Genomic DNA, 25,908 nt, shown 5'->3' with positions numbered 1-25,908 from the left:
TGGGTGCGCTCCCAAACCGACGCGAAGACGCGCAAGAGCCCCCGACCGCCCCACCCTCATCGCCCGCCGTGAGGAGGGGACGGACCGGACCCTGGGTTTCGGCGCCTCCACCGCGGAGGCCGTGACCGCCGCGTTGCGCGACCTGATCGCCATGGAACAACTGGCGGAGCACGGGGTCCCGCCCCACGAGGTGGCCGACACGTGGCTGGAGGCCTTCGACCCACGTTCCCTCGTCCTGGACACCGACTCCCGGGCGGAGCCGCCGGACGACGTCCGAACCACGGCCGACCAGGTGTGCGAGGCGTTGGCCGAGGACGGTCGGAACGCCGTCGTCGTCCGGACCGGCACCCCGGACCTGGAACGTTGCGGGATCCACACGGCCAAGGTGTTGTTCACCGTGCCGTCCGGGACCACCTCGGCCGACGGGACCGAGTATTTCAAACCTGTACTTCATGCTGAAGTGACACCGTGCCTTGTGAGTTCGGGGGATTTTTCTGCGAGCCCCGTGCGCACAGTAACTTTTGTTTCGCTTCCGGTGGGGAGGCAGTGGTCGTGGCCGGTGTCAGGGCCGGCTTCCGATGTGTTATTCGAATATGAAAAGCAGAGTTGGTCGTGTGTTCAGGCCATGTCAATGGTGATTCTTTTTTATGTGAACCTCGATGGCCGTTGAAAGGTCTGATTGCGCAGGTAGAACACTAGGCATCTTATCCACCTGTTCGCACTTGACCTTTTTCCTCCAAAAGTCGCATGAGGGTGTCGAAGTTCGCGCGAATACCTGGCCGGGCGGGCCTTTGCATGTTTTTCCCGTGACGTTAAGTGACTTCGGTCGGAAATGGTGGCGGAGGTTGGATCCTATTCGTCTTCTATTCGACCGGGACAAGGATGTGCGGGCGGTCCCCATCGATGTGTCGCGTTCGATATGGCGCGGGGCGGGACGGCCGAGCCGTCCCGCCCCTGGGTGAGTGCCTCAGCAGGCGCCGCGACCCTCGGTCGTGTCGCACAGCCCTCGTCCGTCGGTCCAGGACAGGGCGTCACGGGCGTTGCCGCCGAACGGGCGGGTGACCGTCACGTCCACCCCGTGCCCCGAGTCCTGCGCCAACCACACCCGGACCTCGTTGTCACCGGCCCGGAGCACGTAGAACGGGTGCGGTACCGGCGACTGGCCACTGCCCGGGTTCGCCCACCAGTCCGCGCCCTGGGCGTTGGCCACGTCCACGAACAGGCAGTCGTACGAAGAGCCCTCGTAGGAGCAGGTCCGCGCCTGGCCACCGCCGTAGCGGTCCACGGTCGGCTCCGCGCCGATGCCGTTGTTGTACGCACGCCAGTAGACGGTGTCGCAGTCACCGGCGGAACAGGCGTTCCAGTCCGACCACGCCGTCGCCCGCGCGGCCGGCGCGGCCGATCCGCCGTTGATGGCGCCGCAGTACTTGTCCACGATGTAGGGCACCACGAAGTCGGACACCCACACCGAGTCGATGGCCTCACCGGCGGTGTTGTCGGTTCCCAGCCCGGCCGAGTCCATCTGCCACAGGCCGACGCCCGGGTTGAAGAACAGGCCGTCACGCCCGGCGGGGTCGTAGAGACCGGACTGGTTGTCGTACCGGGAGAGGGTCATCGGCGAGGGCGGCTCGGAGGAACCGCCGGACACCTCGGGCCAGACCGGGGCCAAGGCCATCGCGGTGGCCTCCTGGGCCGAGATGGTGCAGGACGCGCCGGCCGCCGCGCTCTCCGCGGCGTTCTGGGCCGCGGCCAGGGGCTCGGCGCCGAAGGTCAGCGGGCCGGTCGGGATGGAGACGGCTTCGAGCTTGTCCTCCAGGGCCTGCCGGTCGGCGGACGCACGCTCGGCGGGGGTGTCCGCGGGGGTGGGTGTGAAGTCGGTGTCGGCCATGGCGACCTGGGGCGTGAGCGCGAGAAGCGCCGCCGCCGCCAGGCCGCTCAGGGCGCGTTTGAACACAGGGGAGTTCATGGGGGTCCACCTCTTGAGCGGGTTCGAGGGTGTGCGGGTCTACCACCAAGGTCACGGGAAGTAGTTTTCGTTTATCTCATTGAGATTGGAGGAAACCTACAAGTCTCTCGACCCGCCGACAAGACCCCTTGCCGTGTACCGCGCGGAAACTGTCACCCACCCGCCAGGGAACCCTGTCCCTCAGAGTGTTCGTTCGGAGTCGACCCGAGTGCCCCGCACCTTAGGGCGGCGGCGTTCACGCACCCGCACCACGACGAACCACACGCACGCCAGGCCGACCCCGGCCAGAACCACCTTCGAACCGATACCCACGTACTGTTCCACCACGTGCCACTGCTCGCCCAAGTGGTAGCCGAGCAGGACGAACACGGTGTTCCACACGGCGCTCCCCAGAGCCGTCAGGGCCAGGAACACCGAGAGGCGCATCCGCTCGATCCCGGCCGGGATCGAGATGAAGCTGCGGAAGATCGGCACCATGCGTCCCAACAGGATGGCCTTGGTCCCGTGCCGGCGGAACCAGGCCTCGGTGCGATCGATGTCGGACAGCTTCACCAGGGGGACACGGTCGGCGAGCCGCCGGAACCGATCCCGGCCCAGCCACGCGCCGAGACCGTAGAGCGCCAGCGCCCCGACGAGGGAGCCCATGGTGGCCCAGAGGATCACCTCGATCAGACCCAGGTCGCCCTGGGAAGCACTGAACCCGGCCAACGGCAGGATCGCCTCACTGGGGATCGGCGGGAAGAGGTTCTCCAAGGCGATCGCCAGACCCACCCCCGGCCCGCCCAAGGTCTCCATGAGGCCGACCACCCAACCGACGATGGCCCCCGCCTCGGTCGGATCACTGCTGCTCATCGCTGTCCCCTGTCTGTCCGCCCCCCTCTTCGCGAAGGGGCGGACAGCGACTCTACGTAGGGGCGCGCAAGTTCTTCATAAGGACGGTCGGCGTGCCCTCGGACGACTCCTATCCTCTGAAGTGCGCCGACCACCGCGCACCGAACCCGAACCAGGAGAACGCACGATGCTGGAGATGCTGCCCGGACTCACCCAGATCTACGAGGGGTGGGCGCAGCACTACCCGGACGTGCGGCCGCTGACCATCCAGTTCCCCGGTGGTGGGAACGACCAGGGCATCGACGGCGTGCTCGCCTACCCGATGGAGGGGCACTGGCTGCTCGTGACCTTCGGCCTCACCGAACTGGGGGAGAAGACCAGCGAGGAGAAGCGGGTCTCCGGGGCCGGGTTCGAGTTCTCCTGCCGCATCCCGCGTGAGGAGGGGGACGAGACCGTACCCGCGTGGATCCTCCGTGTCCTGCACGCCCTGGCCGAGCAGTACGTCGCCGGGGCACAACTCGACGTGGGGCACTGGATCATCACCCGCTCTCCGCTCGGTGGCGAGAGGTCGAACGGCGACATGACCTCGCTCGCGATCGTGCCCGACGCCGACATGCGCATCCTGGACACGGACAACGGGCTGGTGCTGTTCTTCCAGGTGGTGGGGCTCAAGACCGAGGAAGCCGAGTACGCCCAGGAGGCGGACACGATCGCCCCGATCATGGCCCTGCTGCGTGACCGCGACCCGAAGATGCTCACCGACCCGAACCGCGAGACGATCCGCCTCTGACCTTCGACGGGGTTCTTCCGGACGAGACCGGGAGGTCGACCCACGTACGCGCGCCCTTCACCCGGGCGGGCCATCATGGCGACCTCCCCGTTCCCTTCGCGAAGGTCGTCCGTGCGTTCTCCCGTGCCCACCGAAGGCCACCGGCCGGAGATCGACGGGCTTCGCGCGATCGCCGTCCTCCTCGTCGCCGCCTACCACATCTGGTTCGGCCGGGTCTCCGGCGGCGTGGACGTCTTCCTGCTGCTCACCGGCTTCCTCATCACCGGATCCCTGGTGCGGGCCGCCGGCCGCGGACGCATCCGCTACGGGGACTTCCTCGCGCGACTGGCCACACGGTTGGTGCCCACCGCCGTCCTGGTGATCGGGGCGACCCTGGTCGCCACCCGGTTCCTCCTCCCGGAGACCCGGTGGCGCGACACGGTCGCCGAAGGAGTCGCTTCGGCGCTCTACCTCGAGAACTGGCACCTGGCGCTCGGGTCGGTCGACTACCTGGCCCGTGACGACGGCGCGAGCCTCTTCCAACACTTCTGGTCGCTTTCGATCCAGGGGCAGTTCTACCTGCTGTGGCCGCCGCTGATCGGCCTGGCCCTCTGGTGGGCGACCCGGAGAGGAACCTCCCCGCGGCGCGGCCTCGTCGTCGCCCTGGGCGCGGTGTTCACCGTCTCCCTGGCGTACTCGGTGTACGTCACCCGAACCGACCAGACCTGGGCCTACTTCGACACCGGCGCGCGCCTGTGGGAGTTCGCGCTGGGCGGTCTGCTCGCGCTGTTCCTGCCGTACCTGAAGCCGGCGAAGAGCCTCCGGATCCTCCTCGGCTGGGCCGGCCTGGCCGCCCTCGTCCTCTGCGGTGTCCTGCTCCAGGTGTCCACGGTCTTCCCCGGCTACGCGGCACTGTGGCCGACCCTCGCGGCGGCCGCCGTCGTCGTCGCGGGAACCACGGATTCACGCTGGGGCGCGGACCGGATGCTCACCCCGCGCCCGGTGCGCTACCTCGGCTCGATCTCCTACGCCCTGTACCTGTGGCACTGGCCGGTCCTGGTGTTCTACCTGGAGTTCACTGGCCGAACCCTGGCGAGCCCCCTCGGCGGCGCGATGGTCCTCGCCGTGTCCATGGCCTTGGCCGCCGCGACGACCCCTCTGGCCGACCGGGTCACGACCTACGCCCGGGCTTCGCGGGTCCGAGGCCCGGCCCTCGCCTTGGCCTGCCTTTCGCCACTCCTCCTGGCCACGACCGTGTGGACCACACACATGGACACCGAACAGCGACGCCTGGAGGAACTCATCGCCGATCCGCAGCGCTACCCGGGCGCCGCGGCGATCGGCGCCGAGCACGGAGAGTACCCCGACCCCGTCCACCCCGCTCCCGCCTCCGCGGCCCAGGACACCCCGCTCACCTACGAGGACGGCTGCAACCAGACCATCGCCGGAACCGAGGCGATCGTCTGCGAGTACGGGCCCGAGGACGCCGACCGCACCATCGCCCTCGTCGGCGGCTCCCACGCCGCCCACTGGTTCCCCGCCCTCGAAGTCATCGCGGAGCAACAGGGCTGGCGACTGCTCAACATCGTCAAGGGCGCCTGCCTGTTCACCGACGCGCCCCAGCTCTACAAGGGTGAGCCCTACACCGAGTGCGCCGAGTGGAACCAAGGCGTGATGGCCGAACTCGCCGACCTACGCCCCGACACCGTGTTCACCACAGGCACCACCACCAGCCTGGACACCACCGCCGGTTTCGGCGAAGAGGTCTTGGTGGAGGGGTACGTCGACCGCTGGCGCGAGCTGGAGGCCCTGGGCATCGAGGTCGTCGCGGTCCGCGACACCCCGCGCCTGGGCTTCGACGCCCCCGAGTGCCTGGCCACGGCATCCCCAGAGGAATGCACGGCGCCCCTCACCGACTCGATGGCCGAGGCCTCCCCCTTCGAAGCCGCCGACCTCGACCTCCCGAACAACGTCGTCACCCTCGACCTCACCGACCGCATCTGCGAACCCGACCTGTGCCGCCCGGTCGTCGGCAACGTGCTGGTCTTCTGGGACGCCGGACACATCAGCGCCACCTACATGCGCACCCTCGCCCCAGAGCTGCGTGACCGCCTCCTGACCGCCACCGAGTGGTAGACACACGAACGCCTCAGCGAGCGCGCCGTTCGTACTGTCGCTCCACCACGTCGACCACCGTATGGACATCGGCCCAGGGGTGATCGTCGTAGTGGTCCGCCCTGGTTCGGGCCGTGATCTCGATCTTCACCGGCTCGGGACCTCGCCCCGAAGACACGGAGGCTCTTCGCCCGGACCACTTGAAGTGGTCGCGTAGGCCTACGAAGTACTCGTGCTCCGTTTCGCCCTCCCCAAGGATCAGGACCTTGGGACGCTCTCGAAGCCCACCCGGTCGTTTACCCGGGCTGCGACCTCTCCTCATCGGGGGTTCCTCTCCTGGGCCCTGACGCTCTACGGGGGTTCGTGGGCGAAGGGCTTCGATCTCGGCCTGTTCCTCGGGAGTGAGGGGGATCCTCTCGACCTTGTAACCATCGATGCCGGTGCCGACCGCGCCTGCCGGTTCGGTGAGGCGGCGCAGATGTTCTGTATCGCCGGCCGGTGGTCGGTTGCCTCGCAAGGACCCCAGATCCCCGGAAATGACACGGAGTGAGGTTCTGAACCATCGACGTACTCGGTTGAGGGCGCCGACCGCCTCCGAATGGAACGTGGTGGGGCTCGCGAGGGATTTGGGGCAGGCCATCGCCTTCTGGGCCGTAAGAAGAGAACGCCGGTGTCCATCTGAATGGATCACCACGCACCTTACGCCGCATGAACGCGATCGCCCTGACCACGGAAGACTTCCCGGAGGCGTTTGCTCCGAAGATCCCGGTCGTCTTGAGCGGACCGATCTCGTCGGGTGAGGGGAATCCAACGGCGCTCTGCTCGGCGGGTACGAGGATGAGTTCCTGCTCGTCGCGTAGCGACCGATGGTTCTCTACCCGAAAACTCGGCAGTATGCCCTTGACTCGTCGTTCGTCGCGACGCTCCAAGGCTTGGCTTTTCACTATGCCCGCATCACTTTAGAGGAGTCGTGAGCACATGCGCAGGGGCGGGGTGAACTTCTGTGGACAACTCGAAGGGCCGGTTCCGGGGCGTCCCCGGAACCGGCCCTTACCGGCCGAACGGTGTCAGCGGTCGTTGTTGTTGAGCGCGGTACCGATCTCTCCGACCCGGTCGGCGAGCAGGCCCATCGCACCGATGGCCCTGGTCATCGGGTCGTCGTCGGCTCCGCCCAAGGCCCGGCCCCGACGGAAGCCGTCCCTGACCTCGGCCCAGCGCCGTTCCTGCTCCTGGGTCATCACCCCGCGCAGCTCGGCGAGCTTCAGCAGGTTGGCCTCGGCGCCCGACGTCAGGGTCTGTGCCTCGCCCAGGTAGTGGTCGTCGATGACGGCCTCCACCTCGGCTTCGTTCATGACCGGCACGATCTTCTCGGAGAGCCGGTTCATGTTGCGGTACGAACCCTGGAGCTGGAAGGGCGGTTCGGTGCGGGAGTCCTCGGACTGCGCGGCCGAGGCGATGTAGGCCTGGTTGTTGGCCAGCACCACTTCCTGCACCCGCAGCAGCTTCTGGAGCACCGACACGATCCGGTCCACCTCGGCCGCCGAGTACGGGTGCTTCAACCGGTCCGTGCCGACCGACTCGTCCCCCTGGGCCATGCGCACGAACGTGTGCACGTCCTCCTGGTCCCGGGTGGACAGCGGCGCCAGGGTCGGGTTGGAGGTGATCGCGTTCTCGATGTAGCTGAGCGCGAACAGCTCCTCCTTCCCGGACAGCACGTCGCCCAGGTTGTACACGTCGGCACGGTTGGCCAACATGTCCGGGATCCGGAACCGCTTGCCCTGTTCGGTGTAGGGGTTACCGGCCATGCAGACCGCGAACCGCTTCCCGCGCAGGTCGTAGGTGCGGGTTCGGCCCTCCCACACGCCCTCCATCCGGCGCTGCCCGTCGCAGAGCGAGATGAACTTCTGGAGCAGCTCGGGGTTGGTGTGCTGGATGTCGTCCAGGTACAGCATCGTGTTGGCGCCCATCTCCAGCGCGAAGGAGATCTTCTCGATCTCCTGGCGGGAGGTGGCGTCCGGGGCCTCGGCCGGATCCAACGAGGTGATGGAGTGCCCCAGAGAAGGCCCGTTCACCTTGACGAACACCAGCCCCAACCGGCTGGCCACGTACTCCATGAGCGTGGTCTTGCCGTATCCGGGCGGGGAGATGAGCAGCAACAGGCCGCTCTGGTCGGTGCGCTTGTCGTCACCGGCCGCCCCCAACTGCTTGGCGAGGTTGTCCCCGATCAGCGGCAGGTACGACTCGTCCAACAGACGGTTGCGCACGAACCCGCTCATCACCTTCGGCTTGTACTCCTCCAGCCGCAGACGTTCGCGTTCGGTGCCCACCAGGTCGTTGCGGCGCCGTTGGAAGTCCCGGTAGGCGGGCACGTCCACGGCCTGGAACCGGCGGGTGCGCGGCAGGATCTCGTCCAACCGCACGGAGAGCGACCGCCCCTCGATCCTCGGGTGGGACCCCAACAGCCCCGGCACCTTCTCCTCGACCGAGGCGGAGGACTCGTACCGGTTCACGGTGGCGAGTTGCAGCGCCACCGCCTCGGGCAGGTCACCCGGGGCGGCCGGTTCCTCCAGGGTGGTCGCGTAGGCCTCCAACCAGGCCGTCACGAGCTGGTGTCGGGCGGCCACGTCGTCGCCGAGCCCTCGCAGGTCCTCCTCGAAGGCCTTACGGGTGGTCTCGCGGGTACTGCCCAGAGCCCGGTGGAACCGGTCCAGCAGGGTGCGCGCACCCGCACCGGAGACGAATCCGCGCCGGTTCGGACCGTCCAGGGCCATTTCCTCGAACAGGTAGTCGCCCACCGTTTCGAGGTCGGTGTCCTGGTGCAGCCCGGTCTCGGTGAGGAAGGTGTCCACGGCCTCGGCGAGCTCGGTGCGCAGGGCGTCGATCGCCGCCGACCTCCGCGCCCCGAACACGCTCCGGGCCCGGGCCAGGGAGACCGCGCGAGTACGCCAGGAACGTCGCAGCCCCTCGTCCGCCCCGTTGGCCCAGAACAACTGGGCGACCGCGCGCACCTGCCCCGGGTAGCGCAGCAACTCGGCCCCGGCGCGCAACCGCAACAGCACCGACAGGATCTTCGCGGCGTCGTGGTCGTGCACGCCCCGCTCGTATCCCTCGTCGTAACGCGACTCCGCGACCCCGCGCACCAGCGAAAGCAACGAGTCGCCGTTCTCGGCGTGCAGCTCCGCGTCGTGCAGGGCGTCCAGGGACAGTCCTTCGGCACCTTCCTCGGCCGCGGCCAGGATCGACGTGGCCAGGTACTCGGCCCGGTACACGTCGGGGCTTTCGGAGACCAGAAGCCGGTCCCACAGGTGCCGGGTCTCCTGGAACGCCTCGTCGGTGACGGGCGAGCGGAAGTCGGTACCGGTGATGGCCACCGACATGTGTCCGTCGTGCGGAGTGAGGGTGAGGTCGATGGGTTGGGTGTTCACCGCGAAACGGTGCCTGCCCAACCGGATCGTCTCGCCCCCGGGCCCGCCCTCGAACAGGTCGCTGCGGTCCTGTAGGGCCCGTCCGGCCTCCTGCCGGGCGGCCAGGATCTGGCCCTCCAGCTCCTCGGCGCGGACGGTGTCACCGAGTTCGCGCATCTCCGTGACGGTGCGGCGCAGTCGCGTCACCATCGCGTCGGACGCGAAGTAGGTGTTGATGTCCTCCAGCGTGGTCAGGGTGGCGACCCGCCGGTGCACCCCCTCCAGGACACGGGCGGCCGAGGACGCCAGACGGTCGGCCCGCCTGGACCTCTCGTCCACCAGCGACTGCTTGCGGGTGGAGAACGCCTCGTAGACGTCCTCGCGTTTGTCGGCCAGCTCTTGGAGGAAGTCGTCGAACTCCGCGAAGCGCGACTCCAGGTTCTCCAGCTGGAGCATGATCCGGCCGAGCTGTTCGTCGCAGCGCTCCGGGGTGTCCGCGGCGGCGATCGCCCCGGTGATGGCCTGGCCCAGCAGCGCGAACTCGGCGGCGAACTCGGCCCGACCCTCCAGGGCGAGGAGTTCCTTGCGCCGGGATTCCAGGGTGGCCCGGGCGCGGTTGACCCCGCCCATGACCTCGCTGATCCGCTCCAGGATGCGGGTGCGCACCTGGGCGTCGCCGATGTCGAGTGAACCGATGACCTCGGTGACGACCTGAAGGCCCTCGGTCTGTTCGGCGATGCGTTCGCCGACGGCGGTGGCGGCGCTGACCGCCTCCAGCGCCTCGGCGTCCTCGACCAGCCGCTCCACCTCGGAGTGGTAGCCGTCGAAGGCGTCCTCCTGCTCCAGGAAGGACACCGTGCGCCGGCCGGTGGAGGCGATCTCCTCGTCGAGGCCCTGCTCGATCGCGTCGATCCGCTCGCCGTCCACGTAACGCATCTCGCGCAGCGTGGCGGCCTGACCCTGGGCGCGGCGCAGTTCGGTCAGACGGGTCACCCAGCCCTCCGCGGACCTCGGGGTCTCGCCCCTGGATCGACGGATGAGCGCGGTGACCTTCGCCTCGGTCTCCGCGAGGGTCTCGGCGGCCTGCCGGGTCAGGGACTGGACGGTCTCGAACTCGTCCAGCACCCGCTCCGCGGTGCCGCGTACCTCGGTCAGCGGAGCGGCGAGGTCGCCCAGTTCCTCGTCACCGAGCCAGTGGAACCGGTCCAGGACCCTCCGGCAGGAGGCGATGATCGCCTCGAACACCTCGGTGGAGGGCCGCATGTCCTCGGCGATCCGCGACACCGACAGACTCTCCGAGATGCCCTGCACCAGTTCGGCGTTGCCGATCCGCTCCAGGGGCCCGGTGCCCACCGGCTGTGCGGCGGCGTACACGTCGGACACGAACGGGGTTCGCCACACCTGCATCGGGTGCACCCGGGTGGGTTCGCCCGAGCCGTCGCGGAACACCGTCATTGTCCCGTCGTCGAACAGCGAGTGGCCGTGACAGACGATCGGGTTGGCGACCTCCTTGCGGATGGTGTTGTAGGGCAGCAGCAGACTGCGGCCGTCCGCCCGGGAGTGGAAGACGTACAGCACGTCCTCACCGTTGGGAGAACGCACCACCCGGTCGAACTCCAGGTCGGTGACGTCGGTGTCGAAGGTCCGCGCCACCCCGGTGGCCAGGTAGTAACCACCCGGGAAGATGAGCCCTTGGTCGTCGGGCAGCCGCTGGCAGGAACGGCCGATGCCGTCGAGGCGCTCGACCTCCTTGGTCCGCTTGTTGAAGACCAGGTACCGCCACGTGGTCTCGTTGTACGGCAGGACCTTCAGCAGGATCAGCGCGCCGACCTCGGCGTGGAACACCGAGGCGTCGGCCAGGCTCTGCAGCGGCTCGTCGACGGGCTCGCTGTAGATCCCCTCGCCGACCTCGGTGTTGTTCTCGATCTTGATGGTCAGGTCGCCGCCGACCGTCTCCACGAACAGTTCGTCGCGGATCGAGATGTGCGGGTGCCGCCCCATCACGTGGTTCTCGCGGGTGGCCTCCACCCACTCGAAGTCGTGCGCGGGCGGGAACACGTGGTCGCGTTCGCCCCGGTCGTCGAGGTAGGCGATCTCGCCGGTGGGCGAGATCGACCACCTCAGGACGCGGACGTCCTCCGTTCTCGGGCCGGTCTGGAAGACGGCCAGCAGCCGCTCCTCGACCCTGCGCAGCTGGAGCAGGCGGGCGTCGCGGTAGTAGCGGTACAGCTGCTCGAAGTCCTGCCGGAAACGCTCGTCCGCGAGCAGCCCGGGGATGGCGTCCTCGGGCGCGTCGGTGAACTCGAAGGAGTCGTCACCGTGCTCGTACCGGTGCAGGGAGAACACGTCGGGGACGTGTGTGGTGCTCTGCATCCCGATGTAGACGTTGTAGCCGAACAGGATCGTGTTCCCGCCGGTGTCGTCTCCGACGGAACGCCCCACGCTGACGATGTCGCGCGGTACGCAGTTGTGTTCGGTGCGGATGCGTTCGGTGCCGAGCAGGGCCAGCTCGGTGCCGCCGAACACCTCCAGCCGACGGTTGTTGAGCTCCTCGGTCCGTCGGGCCAGTTCGCCGGTCTGTTCGCGGAGCCGGGCGCGGAGCACCTCATAGGTGCCCGCGTCCAGCGACCGCGCGTCCTCGGCTTCGGGCCCGGGGCCTTCGGTCTCCTGGAGCCGTGCTTCCTGGGGCTGTGCGCCCCCGGACTGGGCCTCGGTCACGGAGGACTACCTCACTGCTTCACGGGGGCGAGTGCGTTGACGGGCAGCTGGTCCAGCCCCATGGAACGGGCGGTGCCGAGCAGCCGGTCCAGCTTGCCGGTGTCCGGGCCGCCCGCGCCGATCAGCTTGAGCAGCAGCGCGGAGACCGTGAGGTTCTTGACGTCCTCGGTGTCCACCTCGGCCAGGACCCTCTTGATGTCCTCGGCGAAGTTGCCCTCGCCGTTCAGCCAGCCGTTGCCCAGCGCCTGCACGGTCTCGGAACCGTTGACGAACCCGTCCACGGCCTTGCCCATGCCGATCGAGTTGACCATCCGGTCGAAGAAGGCGCCGTCGCCACCGACGATGTTGATGTCGGCGCTCTCCAGCCCGGCGGCCATGGCCGTTGCCTGGGCCTCGGCGATCTGACGGTTGACGTCGATGCCGGCGAGGCGGACCTCCTTCTCCGCCTCCAGACGCAGGCGGTACTCCTCGTGGTCGCGACTGACCTCGTCCAGGGCGGCCATCGCGGCGGCCTTGTCGGTCAGACCCGCGGCCTCGGCGCGCAGCTTCTTCTCCACGGCGTCGGCCTCGACGTCGGCCTTCTCGCGGGCCACGACGGCCTCGGCGCGGCCCAGCTTCTCGACGGCCTCGGCGTCCTGCTCCCGGACCTGGACCTCGGCCAGACCCGCGGCGGCGGCCTCGGCCTGCAGGCCCTCGGCCAGACGGATCTTGGCGCGGGTGTCCAGCTCGGCGGCCTGCTGACGCGCCTCGGCGAGGGTGAGTTCCTCCTGCGCCTTGTGCTTGGCCGCGGCTTCGGCGGCCTCGGCGGCCTTGATGTCCTTGACCAGGTTCTCCTGGGCCTCGGCCTCGGCGTGGATGATGATGGCCTGACGCTGGCGCTCGGCCTCCTCCACGGCCCGCAGCTTCTTGATCGCCTCTTCCTGCTCGGCGACGGTGCGGTCGACGGCCACGCGCTCGCGGACGACGTCGGCGACCTCGCGCTTCTCGGCCTCGACCTCCTTGTCCTTGGCGATGCTGCTCAGCTCGGTCTCGCGCTCGCGGCCGATGACCTCCAGCATGCGGTCCTTCTCGATGCGCTCGGTCTCGATGGCGATGACCCGCTCGCGGTTCTTCTCGGCGACCGCGATCTCACGCTGCTGGTTCTGGTGCTGGACGCCGAGCTGCTCGGAGGTGCGGATGTTGGCGGTCTCGGACTTGAGACGCTCCTCGGCCTGGACCCGGGCGGTCTCGGCCTCCTCCTTGGCGCGGATGATCTCGATCTCGCGCTTGGCCTTGGCGGCCGCCTCCTCGCGACGCTTCTCCAGCTCGGCGAGGGTCTCGGCGGTCTCCGTGTCCTGGCGGTCGATCTCCTTCTTGCGGTCGTTCTCGAACTCGTTGGTGCGCTTGTGCTCCCGGGCGGTGCGCTCGGTGATCTTCGAGATGCCCTGCGCGTCCAGGATGTTGTTGGCGTCGTGCTGGTGCAGCGGGGTCTGCTCCAGCTCGTCGATGGCCACGTCCTCCAGGATGTAGCCGTTGAGGTCGGTGCCGATCAGGGAGACGATCGCGTGGCGGAACTGCTCGCGGTGGGTGAACAGCTCCTCGAAGTCGAACTGCTTGCCGACGGTCTTGAGCGCCTCGGAGAACTTGGAGTTGAAGAGCTCCTGGAGGGTGTCCTGGTCGCTGGCGCGTTCGGTGCCGATCGCCTTGGCGACCTTCTTGACGTCCTCGGCGGTCTCGTTGACCCGGACGTAGAAGAACACCGTGATGTCGGCGCGGATGTTGTCCTTGCAGGTCAGGCCTTCACGGCCACCGCGTTCCAGGGTCAGGCTCTTGAGGGAGATGTCCATGATCTCGGCCTTGTGCAGGACCGGGAGGACGATCGATCCGGTGAAGGTGACGTGGACGTCCCGCACCTTGGAGATGATCAGGGCCTTGCCCTGCTCCACCTTGCGGAACAACCTGGTCACCATCAGCAGTAGGGCCAGGAGGACGACGATTCCGATGGCGATGGCGACACCGATGGTCAGGAAGGTGGCATCGGCCGCTTCCTGTCCGGTGGCCGGAGCACTCAGCAACACGTAGGGGTCTCTTTCTGCGAGCGGCGTGGATCGGGGGATACGCGGCGTCGGGCGGAGGGACGGGAGCGGGACGGCCGTGCCCGAAAAGATCGCTTGTCAGGGGTTATGACGCGTCCGCGTGGCGAACGGTTCCGAAGTGGACAAGATCATCCCTGCTCATCGCGGGTGGAGCCGGAACACTCAGTGCTGACCGGGATCCAGAGCGGGGTCGAAGGCGGTGACGAGGAAGTGGTCGTCGGCCGCGTCGTGGTCGAAGATGAGGGCCGTGCTGCCGACGGACAGGACCTCGCCGCCGGTCGTTCGCACCGGGATGGAGATGGCGGCTCCACCGGCGGTGGTGATCTCGGCCTGGCCGAAGTCCTCACGGGCCTCACCGATGCGGATGCGGCAGGTGCGGCCGACGAGTTCGTGCTTGGAGTCGCCCTTGCGCTTGGGCAGGAACCGCTGGAGTCCCATCACCACGCCGCTGGTGACCGCCCACGCGGCGACCAGGGCGATGAGTAGGACGACGGCCCCGAGGGCCCACAGCATCGGCGCGGAGGTGGTCTCGATGAGGCTGGTCACGATGCTTCCCATCATGCTGACGAACCAGGCCACGCAGATCAGCATGGTCAGGGCCACGGTCACCGGAACCCTCCCCAGCCCGGCCTTGCTCAGGACCGCGCTGAGCCCGGCGGCGTCACCGTCGGCGTCCACGCTGTCGAGTGCTTCGGTGTCCGCGGCACCGACGATCACGAAGATCCAGTAGCCCAGGACCACGATGAGCATCGGCGTGAACAGGACGGTGGGGAATCCGAAGGCGGTACTCAGGAACAGGCCCATCCCGCGTACTCCTTCGTGTTCTCGTGGTTCCGCGACCGGCGCCGGGGGAGGGCGACCAGGGTTCGTATCCGTCGGAACCGTGCCGAAACCCTATCGAACGCCCCAGCTCAGCACGTTCCTCGGGGTCCCCGTTGTCCGATTGTGGCCGGCACCCCGTTTCGTGGGCGCAGGTCGAACGAGCCGCGTTGGGAAGGAAGGAGGAGTAGGAAAAAAGTTCATGGCGGGTGTCGATCCGGCGTCGACCCGTTCGACGAACAGGTGAGAGCGGGGAAGACCCCGCCGGACACTCGAAAGAGGGCGAACACCATGCGTTACCTGATGTCGATCATGAGCGACCCCGCGTCCGAGGCCGCCGACTACGAGCCCGGGCCCGAGATCTACGAGGCGATGGCCGCCTACAACGAGGAGCTGGCCAAGGCCGGGGTCCTGCTGACCGGTGAGGGCCTGGCCCCCACCTCGGAGGGCGCCGAGGTCGTCTTCCGCGACGGGGAGGCCACCGTTGTCGACGGGCCCTTCACCGAGGCCAAGGAGTTCATCGCCGGGTACTGGGTGCTCCAGGTGTCTTCGCACGCCGAGGCCGTGGAGTGGGCCAAGCGTTGCCCGCACCCGCCCAAGGGGGACCCGACCGAGATGAAGCTCCAGCTGCGCCGGATCGGTGAGCTGGAGGACATGGACGACATGCCCGAGGAGCTCAAGGAGCGAGAGCGCGCCCTGCGCGCCCAGCAGGAGGGGTGAGCTTCCGGTGGTACGGGGGCGGGTCCGCGTGGGCCCGCCCCCGTACCTTGCGGCCGGAGCCCGCCGGTGCTGTCATGATGCGGTGGATCATACGGATGTGACGCGCCAGGTGGAGGCGGTCTGGCGGATCGAGTCGGCCCGCCTGATCGCGACCTTGACGCGCATGGTCGGCGATGTCGGATCGGCCGAGGAGTTCGCGCAGGACGCGCTGGTCACCGCGCTGGAGAAGTGGCCCCGGGAGGGTGTGCCACGTAGTCCCGGGGCCTGGCTGACCACCGTCGCCAAGCGGCGGATCCTCGACCGCTGGCGCCGGGACGAACGTTTCCGGGACCGCATGGTGGAACTCGGTCGGGAGTTCGTCGAGCACGACGGACAAGCGGAGTTCGACGCCGTCCTGGAAGAGGACTACGGCGACGACCTGCTCAAACTCATGTTCGTGTGCTGTCACCCCGTGCTGTCCACCGAGGCTCGGATCGCGCTCACCCTCCGCCTGCTCGGTGGACTCACCACCGACGAGATCGCCCGCGCCTTCCTCGTGCCGGAAACCACCATCGCCCAGCGCATCGTGCGGGCCAAACGACGGCTGACCGAGAAGAGGGTTCCGTTCGAGGTGCCCTCGGGTGCGGACCGCGACGCCCGCCTCGCCGACGTGCTGGAGGTCCTCTACCTGGTGTTCAACGAGGGGTACACGGCCACCTCGGGGGAGGGGTGGCTGCGTCCCGAACTGTGCGAGGAGGCCATGCGCCTGGGACGGGTCCTCGCCGGATTGATGCCCAAGGAACCCGAGGTGCACGGGCTGATCGCGCTCATGGAGCTTCAGGCCTCCCGGTTCCGGGCCCGGATCGGTGCCGATGGGGCGCCGGTGACCCTCGCCGATCAGGATCGTTCCCGGTGGGATCGGCTGCTCATCCAACGTGGACTGGTCGCTTTGGAAGGTTCGATCCCCGTCGATCCCGCCCGTCCACGGGGCGTCTACTCCCTCCAGGCCGGCATCGCCGCCAAGCACGCCACGGCCCACACCGCCGAGGACACCGACTGGCGTGGGATCGCCGTCTTGTACGAGGTGCTGGCCCGCCGCACCGGGTCGCCCGTGGTCGAACTCAACCGTGCGGTGGCGGTGTCGATGGCGATCGGGCCCGGTGCGGCACTCGACATCGTCGACGCCCTGCGCGATTCCGGGGCACTGGACGGCTACCACCTGCTCCCGGCCGTTCGCGCCGACCTGCTCCAGCGTCTCGGACGAGGTGAGCAGGCTCGTGCCGAGTACGAACGGGCCGCCGACCTCACCCGCAACGAACGCGAACGCGCCCTCCTATTGGAGCGCGCCCGTTCTGCCGTGGGCAGTGGGCTCTAGCGACGAGCGCTCGTTCTGGTCACACTGGTCCGCATGAGACTTCTGGTTCTGGGCGGTACCGAGTTCGTGGGACGGGCGATCGTGGAGGACGCGCTCGCCCGAGGGTGGGACGTCACGGTGTTCCATCGAGGACGGCATGAGGCTCCGGTGGGGGCGCGTGTGCTGCACGGTGACCGTACCGAGGAGGGTGGTCTCACGGCGTTGGAGACGGGGGAGTGGGACGCCGTCGTCGACACCTGGTCGGGTGCCCCCGGAGCCGTTGCGGCCACCGCTCGACTGTTGGACGGTCGGGTCGGCCACTACGCGTACGTCTCCAGCCGTTCCGTCCACGGCATGCCCAGCGCTCCCGGCGCGGATGAGACCGCCCCGACCGTGAAGCCCGCCCTCGCCGACGAGGGAGAGGACTACGCGCGGGCCAAACGTGGGGGTGAGGTGGCCGCCGAGGAGGTGTTCGGCGAGCGGGCGCTGTTCGTCCGGGCCGGTCTCATCCTGGGTCCGTACGAGAACATCGGCCGGTTGCCGTGGTGGCTGAACCGGATCGCGCGGGGTGGTCCCGTTCTCGCGCCTGGGCCGCGTGACCTGCCGTTGCAGTACATCGATGTCCGGGACCTGGCCGCCTGGACCCTCGACGCGGTGGAGAAGGGATTGGCTGGTCCGTACAACCTGGTCAGCCCGATCGGACACGCCACGATGGAGGGGTTCCTGGAGGCCTGCCGGGAGGTGACGGGGGCGGGCGCAGAGTTTCGCTGGGTCGCGCCCGAGGTGATCGAGGCGGAGGGGATTCGACCCTGGATGGACCTGCCGGTCTGGCTGCCACCGGGCGAGATGCACGAGACCCTGCACCAAGGGAATGTCGATCGTGCCCTGGCCACGGGGTTGAGGTGCCGCCCGGTCATCGAGACCGTCGCCGACACTTGGGCGTGGTTGAGGTCCATCGGTGGCGAGGCGCCCCAACGCCCCGACCGGCCCAGTCTCGGTTTGGACCCCGAGGTCGAACGGCGTTTTCTGGGTCGGTGATCAGACCCCCACCCCCGCCGTGATCTTGCTACCAGTAGCAATACAAGCGCTTTCTTCGCCTCTGGTAGCAAGATCGCCGGGGTCGAGCCGGGTGGGGCCGAGTCGCCCACCCGGTTCTGGCTCTAGCGAACGCTCGCGCGTAGGAGGGCCGTCCACTCGTTGGAGGGGAACATCAGGTGCCCGGCCTCCCTGTTCTGGGTGTCGCGTACGGCCGAGCCGGACGGAAGGTCGGCTACCTCGACACAGTCCTGAGTCTGGCCCCCACTATGGGAGGACTTGCGAAAGTTCAGGGGGTGGGGCTTTTCTGGCATGGGTGCTCTCTCACAGGGATGACAAGCGGTTCCGAATCAGAGCGTGCGACTCTTCCACGGACAAGGCAGACGCCTGCACGAAGTCGAACCGGCGCGTGTACTGGCGGACCTGTGGTTCGGATTCCAGGTAAAGCTCCTCCGTGGCGACCTCCAGATACACCACTGGAGGTTCCGGCCTTGGGAACTCCAGGATCACGAAGTGTGCTGTCATGGCAGCGTGCAGCCCTCCCGACACGGGAAGGACCTGGATGCCGACGTTCGGTCGTTGACCGACCTCAAGAAGATACTCCAGCTGGTCACTCAGCTCGGGCGTGATGTGCAAAAGCGCGGCTTCGTCGATGACAGCCCAGAACGCAGGGGGATCCGCGCGGCTGAACACTGCCTTGCGCAGCATCCGAACCTCGACTCTTTGGTCGACATCGTCGGTGTCACCCATGGAACTGGCAACGGCCATGGCACGTGCGTAGGACTCGGTCTGGAGTAGCCCCGGGATCGTCATGGATTGATAAGAGCGGATCGATGAGGCTTCCGCCTCCAGCCCGATCAGCTGTCCCGTGCCGAGAACGTTCTCGTAGGTCGCCCACCAGCCCTTACGGCTGGCCTCCTTCACCAGCTCCGCGTACCCGTCTCGCTCAACCGGGTCGGCGACCCCGTAGATGTCCAACAACAGGAAGACATCCTCGACGGAGAGCCTCTTCCAGTCGCCGGTTTCCAGCCTGTTCACCTTGGATTCGGACCAACCGCGAGTCTTACCACTGCGCTTCTTGGCTTCGGCGGCGACAGCTTTCGCAGTCAGTCCGGATTTCTCACGTTGTTGGAAGAGGAGTCGGCTGAGACGCCGCCGACGCAGGGTCGGGCTGACCATGTCGCTGTCCTTCCGTGAGGGTCCGGTCTGGTGGCCTGATCCTATGGCGGACCAGCGGGATTCCGACATTTAGTGCGCCTTCCGTAGATACTCGCTTCGCCCTTGAATATTAGGGACTCCAGATTAAACTTGGGGCTTGCAAATATTGGAGCAAGAGGCAACCATGGTGTCACCAGAACATCCCGCCGGACCTCCCGCCCGGCACCTGAGCACCAGGAGCCGCGCTATGCCGCGTTGCTTGAACCTGTCCGAGCTGACCTACGCGCGTCACCGCGCTGCTGAACTGGTGCGCCGCCGTCGCCCCCGAAGGGCTGGGCGGGTGCGTGCCTACGCCTTGTCGCCCCGAACCCCGGCCGGGGCAGGGTCGTCGGGCTCACCCCGGCCACCACGGGTCCCGGGTCCGCGTCTCCCACTGGACACCGTTCCGCTGGACGTCCTCCACGCGGTCTTGTCAGGGCTACACCGACTGGAAACGAGCGCCTGAACAGGGCCGGCAGGAGCCCTTCGCTCCTTGGTCTCGGCCCGGTGAGGCGCGATGGACAACCGAACGACCTGCTCGGACCCCAACGGGCACGACTACATCCCCGATCAACCCCCGGTGAGACGCGGTAACACGGCCACCGCGACCTGCCGTTACTGCGAGGACACCATCACCGCGACGCGCTGAACCCCCGGCGCCCATGAAAAAGCTCTGGCGGGTGCACCAACACCCCCAGAGCAGGCCGACAACCAACACCGATTTCAACCGAAAGAGAGTTGCCGACATGGCCATTGTGCCGCACACCCGAGCCCCGATCCACACCCCCATCCCGCCCTTCACCGGCCGCCGCTGGCCCTCCCGCGTCTACCCCGGTGACCTGGCCCAGACCGCCTGGGTCCGCTCCGACCTGGCCTCCGATCTGGCCCGCCTGTCCGGGCTGTCCAAGGAGACCGGCGAGGACATCGTGCTCTGTGCCAGCGAGATGTTCGCGAACGCGTGCGACCATTCGCGATCGGGACAGGACCCTGAGGGGCGCGTGATCCGCACGCTGCACATGCCCACCGCCACCACCATCCAGGTCGCGATCGTCGATGATGGCATCCGAGTCGACGCCATCGAGCCCAAGGGCCCGGAGCTCCCGCATCAGCGCACCTCCGAAGACTGGGAGGAGGCCGAGCGTGGCCGGGGACTGCTGCTCATCCACCACCTGGCCGAGCGCTGGGGCTCCCACTCGGTCCTGGACTTCCCCTTCTGCGATGGTCTGGGCACCATCATCTGGGCCGAGTTCGCGTTGGGCGGTGCCCGGTCATGACCACCGTCGACTCCAGGGTGCGCTCCGTGCTGAACGCGCCCCGAGGCCAACGTTTCTCCCGTCCGGTGCTTTCCCACCCCACGAACGTCCGGCCGGAATCGCACCAGGAACGACGGGAACGGTTGCTGCGACAGATGCGGGGCAACCCCAGGGTCGCCTACATGCTCGAACACGGCGAACTCCCGCACTGGATGATCGTGGCCCGCCAACGTCGGGAACAGGCCGAGAGGCAAGCCCGTCAGGTCGGCGTGCCAACTGATCCCCCGACCGGTTCCCCCTCCAACCGCCGGGGCCGTCATCGGGCACCGCGCCGGCGGTGGGCCCTGCCCGCTCTGGCCGTCAGCGCGGCCCTTCTCCTGGGGCAGAGGGTCGCAGAAGTGGTCGGCCAATCGGGCACCCAGTCCAGTGGATTCCCGCTCTAGCCGCTGTAGCGCTTGAGGCCGTCGATGTTCAGGGTGACTCCGACCCCGGGTGGCTCTGTGTGTCCGTTGTCGAGAGTGAGGGTGCTCCGGTGACGGCCCCGGACAGAGGCCCCGGCGGGGGCGAGGACCGGCAGTCGGAAAAATCCGCACCGCCGACCGAACACACAGCCCTCCTCCCGACATAAGCAGGTGAGAGGACGGGAGGAATGCCCATGGGAAGCAGCACGGACGGGGACCCTTACTCCGACGAGTGCGCCTTCAACGCCCTGTTCGAGAAGCATTACGACGCCGTGTACCGATACGCGCGGCGCAGGGTGGGCGCCGATCAGGCGGACGACGTGGCCTCGGAGTCCTTCGTCGTGGCCTGGCAACGACGAAAACGCCTGGTCCCGCAGCAGGAACTGCCCTGGTTGTACGAGTGCGCGCGAAGAATCACCCTGGCCCACCTGCGCCGCGGCCGGAGCCAGGATCAGATCGCGCAATCGTTGACCCGAGAACCTGGCCGGATCGGCGCGTACGCCGACCACGCCGACGGCGTCATCGACCGCAGTGGGGCCCTGGCGGCCCTTGCACGACTGACCGAGATCGAACGCGAACTCGTGATGCTCGTGACCTGGGAGGGACTCGACACCCGCCAGGCGGCCAAGGTCGTGGGATGCAGTCACGTCACCGCTCGCGGACGACTGCACCGCGCCCGTAAGAGGCTCACCGCTCACCTGAACGAGGCGGCCGAACCCGAACCGGACTTCACTTGGGAGAAGACGTCATGAACGACCTGACCAGTCTGCGCGCGGCCCTCAACGACAGCGATCCGGCCAGGGACAGCGCCCCCACCGACCAGGGCCGTCGATGGGCCCGGGCCAACGCCATCGCCAGACTGAGGGAGAACACCCCCGTGACAAATCCCCTGTGGCGTCGTGTCCCCGTGCTCGTGGCCGGTGCCGCCGCCGCTGCCCTGACCGTGGGTGTGGGAGCGATGCTGTTGCCCACGGACCACCCGGCCGGAGTACCCGTGGCCTACGCCTCCCCGCCCGAGACCGTGGAGGTCGTCGGTGGGGAGCCGGTCGACGGCACGGAACCCTTGCTGGAGCTGTCCGAGGTCACGGCCGAACGCGGTGATCCCCAGGGACGGGGAGACGTGGGGTTCGTATCCTCCACCGGCACCACCATGTACCGGATGAACGCCGACGCCGGTGACGCGGACCCGGAGGAGACCCACGGGTACGGGTTCATCCCCTTCGAGTGGAACCGGTGGCAGAGCCTGGACGGTGAGCTGCGTGAGGACCAGAACCCCCAGCCCCCGACCGAGACGGGAGGAGAGGCCGGCGACCACGAGTGGTTCCTGGACCAGGTCGGTGAGACCCACGAGGAGACTCTTCACCCCAGCCTGGTCCTGCCCGAGGCGCTGCCCACCGACCCCGACGCTCTGGCGGAGACCCTCATGGGCCTGGGTGATGACCCTGAGGAGGACGAGAGAACCGACGCCTCCCTGTTCCACGCCGTCGCGGGCCTCTACGAGAACCGGCCCTTGTCCGGTGTGGAGGAGGCCGCCGTCCAACGGATCATCGCCGACCGTGCCGAGACGAGCCACCTGGGCACCGCCACCGATCCGTTGGGCCGAGAGGGCGAGCTCTTCTCGTTCGTCGTCGAGGAACCCGGTGTCCAGACGCTGGAGTACCGCTACCTCTTCAGCGCGGAGGACGGGGCGTTGCTCTACCAGGACTCCATCCTGATGGCCGAAGAGGACCCGGAGACCCCGATCGAGGACTACGGTCTTGAGTACCCCGTCCTGTCCCAGCAGGTCAGCTACGTCTGGACCGGGTGGGTCGAAGAGATCGGTCAGCGTCCTTGATCTGGTTCCCCTGACCATGCGGGCCGTATCGCGTCCACCCGGCGACCGGCGAGAGCTTCGTGCTCTAGCGGCCGTAGCGCTTGAGACCGTCGGTGTCCAGGGTGACTCCGACCCCGGGGATCTCGATGGTGTGGCCGTAGCAGAGCGTGACGATGCTGCGGTAATGGTCCCCGGAGGGCTCGCTGTGCACGGTGACGCTGTCGTCGTCGCGGTCGATCAGGAGGTGGACGCCGATGTCGCAGGCGGCGTAAGCGTGGGCCTTCTCGACACGATCACGGGCGTTGGCGCCTGAGTCCCGGGAAGTGACCTCGACGACGGCGAGGACGCCTTGAGGGTCGGCCCATTCGCCCTGTCCCGCGAAATGGTCGATGGGGGCGAGGATGCCGTCGGGTCGTGCGCGGCCCTTACGGTAGGAGTCCACCTTGAGACCCTGCCCGGTGACGTTCAGGTCCAGGTCCGCCCGCTGCGTCATGAACCGACGCATCAGCCACATGAGGATCGCGTTGTGGTCGCTGTCGGGCACGGGGCGGACCACCACACGCCCATCGAGGTATTCGAAGGTGACGTCCTCCCCGTCTGCCGCTCGTGCGATGACCTCGAACCGTTCGATCGTGTCCATGACAAGGATTCTTCCCCGGACACGCCGAAGGGGGGCCGCACCCGACCGGGTACGGCCCCCCTTCGACAATGGGCTCAGGCCTTGGTGGGGGTCACCACCAGGCGGTCGCGTTCGGGGTCGACGTCCACGGTCACGGTGTCGCCCTCGGTGAGCTCGCCGGACAGCATCACCTTGGCCAGCGGATCACCGATCGACGACTGCACCAGGCGACGCAGTGGCCGGGCGCCGTAGTTCGGGTCGAACCCGGTCAACGCCAACCACTCACGTGCACCCTGGGACACGTCCAGCGTGAACCTGCGCTCGGCCAGTCGCCGGGCCAGCTTGTCCACCTGTAGGTCCACGATCCGGGTCAGCTCCTCGGTGGACAACGCGTCGAACATGATCACGTCGTCCAGGCGGTTGAGGAACTCCGGCTTGAAAGTCGCGCGCACGACGTCCATCACACGTTCCCGGCGGGTGGCCTCCTCCAGGGACTGGTCCACCAGGAACTGTGACCCCAGGTTCGAGGTGAGGATCAGGATGGTGTTGCGGAAGTCCACCTGACGGCCCTGGCCGTCGGTCAGTCGACCGTCGTCCAGCACCTGCAACAGGGTGTCGAACACCTCCAGGTGGGCCTTCTCCACCTCGTCCAGCAACACCACGGTGTAGGGGCGGCGGCGCACCGCCTCGGTCAGCTGACCGCCCTCCTCATAACCCACGTATCCGGGGGGCGCACCCACCAGGCGCGACACCGAGTGCTTCTCGGAGTACTCGCTCATGTCCACGCGCACGATCGCGCGCTCGTCGTCGAACAGGAACTCGGCGAGGGCCTTGGCCAGCTCGGTCTTGCCGACACCGGTCGGGCCCAGGAACAGGAACGAACCGGTGGGCCGGTCGGGGTCGGAGATGCCCGCCCGGGCCCTGCGCACCGCGTCCGACACGGCGGCCACGGCGTCCTTCTGTCCGATCAGCCGCCGACCCAGCTCGTCCTCCATACGCAGCAGCTTGGAGGTCTCGCCCTCCATCAGCCGACCCACGGGGATTCCGGTCCAGGCCGACACGACGTCGGCGACCTCGTCGGCGCCCACCTCGTCCTTGACCATCGGGTCATCTCCATCGGAACCGGCCGAGTCCGCGGCCTTCTCCTCGGCCTTGGAAGCCTCCTCGACCTGCTTCTCCAGCTGCGGGATCTCCCCGTACATCAGCCGGGACGCCTCCTCGAAGCGGCCCTCGCGTTCGGCCAGTTCGGCCTTGGTGCGCATCTCGTCCAGGCGGCCCTTGAGCTCACCGACCCGGTTCAGTCCGGCCTTCTCCTGCTCCCAACGGGCCACCAGCCCGTTGAGCCGCTCCTGGTTGTCGGCCAGGTCCGCGCGCAACCGCTCCAGCCGTTGCCGACTCGCGGGGTCCGACTCCTTGTCGAGCGCCATCTCCTCCATCTTGAGGCGGTCGACGGTGCGGCGCAGCTCGTCGATCACCACCGGGCTGGAGTCGATCTCCATGCGCAGCCGGGACGAGGCCTCGTCGATGAGGTCGATGGCCTTGTCCGGCAGGAACCGCGCGGTGATGTAGCGGTCCGACAGGGTGGCCGCGGCGACCAGCGCGGAGTCGGAGATCTGCACCTTGTGGTGCGCCTCGTACCGCCCCTTGAGACCGCGCAGGATCGCGATGGTGTCGGTGGCCGAGGGCTCACCGACGAACACCTGCTGGAAACGGCGCTCCAGCGCGGGGTCCTTCTCGATCTTCTCCCGGTACTCGTCCAGGGTGGTGGCGCCGACCATGCGCAGCTCACCGCGGGCCAACATCGGCTTGAGCATGTTGCCGGCGTCCATGGCGCCCTCGGCGGCGCCCGCGCCCACCATGGTGTGCAGCTCGTCGATGAACGTGATGACCTGGCCCTCGGACTCCTTGATCTCCGTGAGCACCGCCTTCAGCCGTTCCTCGAACTCGCCCCGGTACTTGGCGCCCGCCACCATCGCGGACAGGTCCAGGCTGATCAGGCGCTTGCCGAGCAGGGACTGCGGAACGTCGCCCGCCACGATGCGCTGGGCCAGTCCCTCGACGACGGCCGTCTTGCCCACGCCCGGCTCGCCGATGAGCACCGGGTTGTTCTTGGTGCGGCGGCTGAGCACCTGGATGACCCGACGGATCTCGCCGTCGCGACCGATGACCGGGTCGACCTTGCCCTCGCGGGCCCGCTCGGTCAGGTCGACACCGAACTTCTCCAGGGACTGGTAGGTGTCCTCGGGGTTCTCCGAGGTGACCCGACCGGTGCCGCGGACCCGCTCGAAGGCCTCCAAGAGGCCCTCCGGGGTCGCCCCTGCGTCCTTGAGCAGCCGGGACGCCTCGCCACCGTCGGCGGCCAACCCCACCAACAGGTGTTCGGTGGAGACGAACTCGTCCTCCATCTGCTGGGCCCGCTGCGCGGCCGTGTTGATGGAGACGATGAGCTGCCGCGAGGAACTGGGGGAACTGACCGTCGAACCCGCCACCTTGGGCAGGGCTCCGATCGCCGACCCGACCTTGTCCTTGAGCCGGTCGGGATCGACCCCGACCTCCTTGAGCAGCGGCCGGGTGATGCCCTCCGCCTGGTCCAGCAGGGCGTTCAACAGGTGCAGGGGCTCGGTCTGCGGGCTGCCGTCGGTGGTGGCCTGACGAATGGCGGCGGCCAGAGCCTCCTGGCTCTTCTGGGTGAGCTTGTAGTTCACGATCCGTGACTCCATTCACATGAAGTTTCACTCAGGGTAATGTTCGATGGCCGACCCCACCGCGCAATAGGGGTG

General features: G+C 68.0%; 21 protein-coding genes. 12 read left to right on the top strand and 9 right to left on the bottom strand.

Annotation, left to right across the window (positions count from 1 at the left end):
* Positions 1–121 precede the first annotated feature (121 nt).
* Positions 122–670, top strand: a complete 549-nt coding sequence (locus ABZ717_RS01685; protein WP_358503900.1) for a hypothetical protein — start codon at positions 122–124, stop codon at positions 668–670.
* Positions 671–967: 297 nt separating this feature from the next.
* On the opposite strand, the gene ABZ717_RS01680 is transcribed toward ABZ717_RS01685, so the two are convergent.
* Both ABZ717_RS01680 and ABZ717_RS01675 read right to left on the bottom strand, forming a co-directional pair.
* Positions 968–1,966: a hypothetical protein gene (locus ABZ717_RS01680; RefSeq protein ID WP_358503897.1), complete on the bottom strand. Its 999-nt coding sequence runs from the start codon at positions 1,964–1,966 to the stop codon at positions 968–970.
* A 180-nt stretch (positions 1,967–2,146) separates the two neighbouring features.
* A complete protein-coding gene (locus ABZ717_RS01675) occupies positions 2,147–2,818 on the bottom strand; it encodes a DedA family protein (RefSeq protein WP_358503894.1) in 672 nt (223 codons plus the stop codon).
* A gap of 166 nt (positions 2,819–2,984) precedes the next feature.
* Between ABZ717_RS01675 and ABZ717_RS01670 the strand changes: the two genes are divergently transcribed.
* The 3 genes from ABZ717_RS01670 (at position 2,985) to ABZ717_RS01660 (ending at position 6,231) form a co-directional block, all read left to right on the top strand.
* Positions 2,985–3,587, top strand: a complete 603-nt coding sequence (locus ABZ717_RS01670; RefSeq protein WP_358503891.1) for a suppressor of fused domain protein — start codon at positions 2,985–2,987, stop codon at positions 3,585–3,587.
* 75 nt (positions 3,588–3,662) lie between these two features.
* A complete protein-coding gene (locus tag ABZ717_RS01665; RefSeq protein WP_358503887.1) occupies positions 3,663–5,702 on the top strand; it encodes an acyltransferase family protein in 2,040 nt (679 codons plus the stop codon).
* A gap of 211 nt (positions 5,703–5,913) precedes the next feature.
* Complete coding sequence (locus ABZ717_RS01660; RefSeq protein WP_358503884.1) at positions 5,914–6,231, top strand: hypothetical protein; 318 nt, start codon at positions 5,914–5,916, stop codon at positions 6,229–6,231.
* A 517-nt stretch (positions 6,232–6,748) separates the two neighbouring features.
* Here the strand turns inward: ABZ717_RS01660 and ABZ717_RS01655 are convergent.
* The 3 genes from ABZ717_RS01655 to ABZ717_RS01645 all read right to left on the bottom strand — a co-directional run bounded on the left by ABZ717_RS01655 (position 6,749) and on the right by ABZ717_RS01645 (position 14,682).
* A complete protein-coding gene (locus ABZ717_RS01655) occupies positions 6,749–11,803 on the bottom strand; it encodes a DNA repair ATPase (RefSeq protein WP_358503881.1) in 5,055 nt (1,684 codons plus the stop codon).
* Positions 11,804–11,814: 11 nt separating this feature from the next.
* Complete coding sequence (locus ABZ717_RS01650; RefSeq protein WP_358503878.1) at positions 11,815–13,860, bottom strand: flotillin family protein; 2,046 nt, start codon at positions 13,858–13,860, stop codon at positions 11,815–11,817.
* 180 nt (positions 13,861–14,040) lie between these two features.
* Positions 14,041–14,682: a DUF1449 domain-containing protein gene (locus tag ABZ717_RS01645; protein ID WP_358503875.1), complete on the bottom strand. Its 642-nt coding sequence runs from the start codon at positions 14,680–14,682 to the stop codon at positions 14,041–14,043.
* 306 nt (positions 14,683–14,988) lie between these two features.
* Here ABZ717_RS01645 and ABZ717_RS01640 point away from each other — a divergent pair, with 306 nt between their 5' ends.
* The 3 genes from ABZ717_RS01640 (at position 14,989) to ABZ717_RS01630 (ending at position 17,788) form a co-directional block, all read left to right on the top strand.
* The gene (locus ABZ717_RS01640; RefSeq protein ID WP_358503872.1) at positions 14,989–15,417 is read left to right on the top strand and encodes a YciI family protein; all 429 of its coding nucleotides are present in this window, start codon (positions 14,989–14,991) and stop codon (positions 15,415–15,417) included.
* 82 nt (positions 15,418–15,499) lie between these two features.
* On the top strand, positions 15,500–16,771 hold the full coding sequence (locus ABZ717_RS01635) for an RNA polymerase sigma factor (protein WP_358503869.1): 1,272 nt from the start codon (positions 15,500–15,502) through the stop codon (positions 16,769–16,771).
* Between the two features lie 33 nt (positions 16,772–16,804).
* Complete coding sequence (locus ABZ717_RS01630) at positions 16,805–17,788, top strand: NAD-dependent epimerase/dehydratase family protein (RefSeq protein ID WP_358503866.1); 984 nt, start codon at positions 16,805–16,807, stop codon at positions 17,786–17,788.
* A 122-nt stretch (positions 17,789–17,910) separates the two neighbouring features.
* Here ABZ717_RS01630 and ABZ717_RS01625 read toward each other — a convergent pair whose 3' ends face one another.
* Positions 17,911–18,099, bottom strand: a complete 189-nt coding sequence (locus ABZ717_RS01625) for a DUF397 domain-containing protein (protein ID WP_358503863.1) — start codon at positions 18,097–18,099, stop codon at positions 17,911–17,913.
* A 10-nt stretch (positions 18,100–18,109) separates the two neighbouring features.
* Entirely contained in the window at positions 18,110–18,964 is an 855-nt protein-coding gene (locus ABZ717_RS01620; RefSeq protein WP_358503860.1) for a helix-turn-helix transcriptional regulator, read from the bottom strand.
* Between the two features lie 535 nt (positions 18,965–19,499).
* On the opposite strand from ABZ717_RS01620, the gene ABZ717_RS01615 reads away from it, so the two are divergent.
* The 5 genes from ABZ717_RS01615 (at position 19,500) to ABZ717_RS01595 (ending at position 22,530) form a co-directional block, all read left to right on the top strand.
* A complete protein-coding gene (locus ABZ717_RS01615) occupies positions 19,500–19,631 on the top strand; it encodes a hypothetical protein (RefSeq protein WP_358503857.1) in 132 nt (43 codons plus the stop codon).
* Between the two features lie 97 nt (positions 19,632–19,728).
* Positions 19,729–20,256 (top strand): ATP-binding protein, encoded by a 528-nt coding sequence (locus ABZ717_RS01610; protein WP_358503854.1) that lies wholly within the window; start codon positions 19,729–19,731, stop codon positions 20,254–20,256.
* On the top strand, positions 20,253–20,678 hold the full coding sequence (locus ABZ717_RS01605) for a hypothetical protein (RefSeq protein ID WP_358503851.1): 426 nt from the start codon (positions 20,253–20,255) through the stop codon (positions 20,676–20,678). Before ABZ717_RS01610 ends, ABZ717_RS01605 begins: the two co-directional genes overlap by 4 nt.
* Before the next feature lie 212 nt (positions 20,679–20,890).
* Positions 20,891–21,448, top strand: a complete 558-nt coding sequence (locus ABZ717_RS01600; protein WP_358503848.1) for a sigma-70 family RNA polymerase sigma factor — start codon at positions 20,891–20,893, stop codon at positions 21,446–21,448.
* Positions 21,445–22,530, top strand: coding sequence for a CU044_5270 family protein (locus ABZ717_RS01595; RefSeq protein WP_358503846.1), 1,086 nt, complete (start codon positions 21,445–21,447; stop codon positions 22,528–22,530). Before ABZ717_RS01600 ends, ABZ717_RS01595 begins: the two co-directional genes overlap by 4 nt.
* Before the next feature lie 64 nt (positions 22,531–22,594).
* Here ABZ717_RS01595 and ABZ717_RS01590 read toward each other — a convergent pair whose 3' ends face one another.
* Together ABZ717_RS01590 and clpB are read right to left on the bottom strand one after the other, a co-directional pair.
* Positions 22,595–23,149, bottom strand: a complete 555-nt coding sequence (locus tag ABZ717_RS01590) for a Uma2 family endonuclease (RefSeq protein WP_358503844.1) — start codon at positions 23,147–23,149, stop codon at positions 22,595–22,597.
* Between the two features lie 74 nt (positions 23,150–23,223).
* Complete coding sequence (gene clpB / locus ABZ717_RS01585) at positions 23,224–25,833, bottom strand: ATP-dependent chaperone ClpB (RefSeq protein ID WP_358504076.1); 2,610 nt, start codon at positions 25,831–25,833, stop codon at positions 23,224–23,226.
* Between the last annotated feature and the right edge of the window lie 75 nt (positions 25,834–25,908).

It is taken from the genome of Nocardiopsis sp. NPDC006832 (assembly GCF_040635885.1).
In the GTDB taxonomy this organism is placed as follows: Bacteria; Actinomycetota; Actinomycetes; order Streptosporangiales; family Streptosporangiaceae; genus Nocardiopsis.
This window is presented reverse-complemented; position numbering and strand designations above follow the sequence as displayed.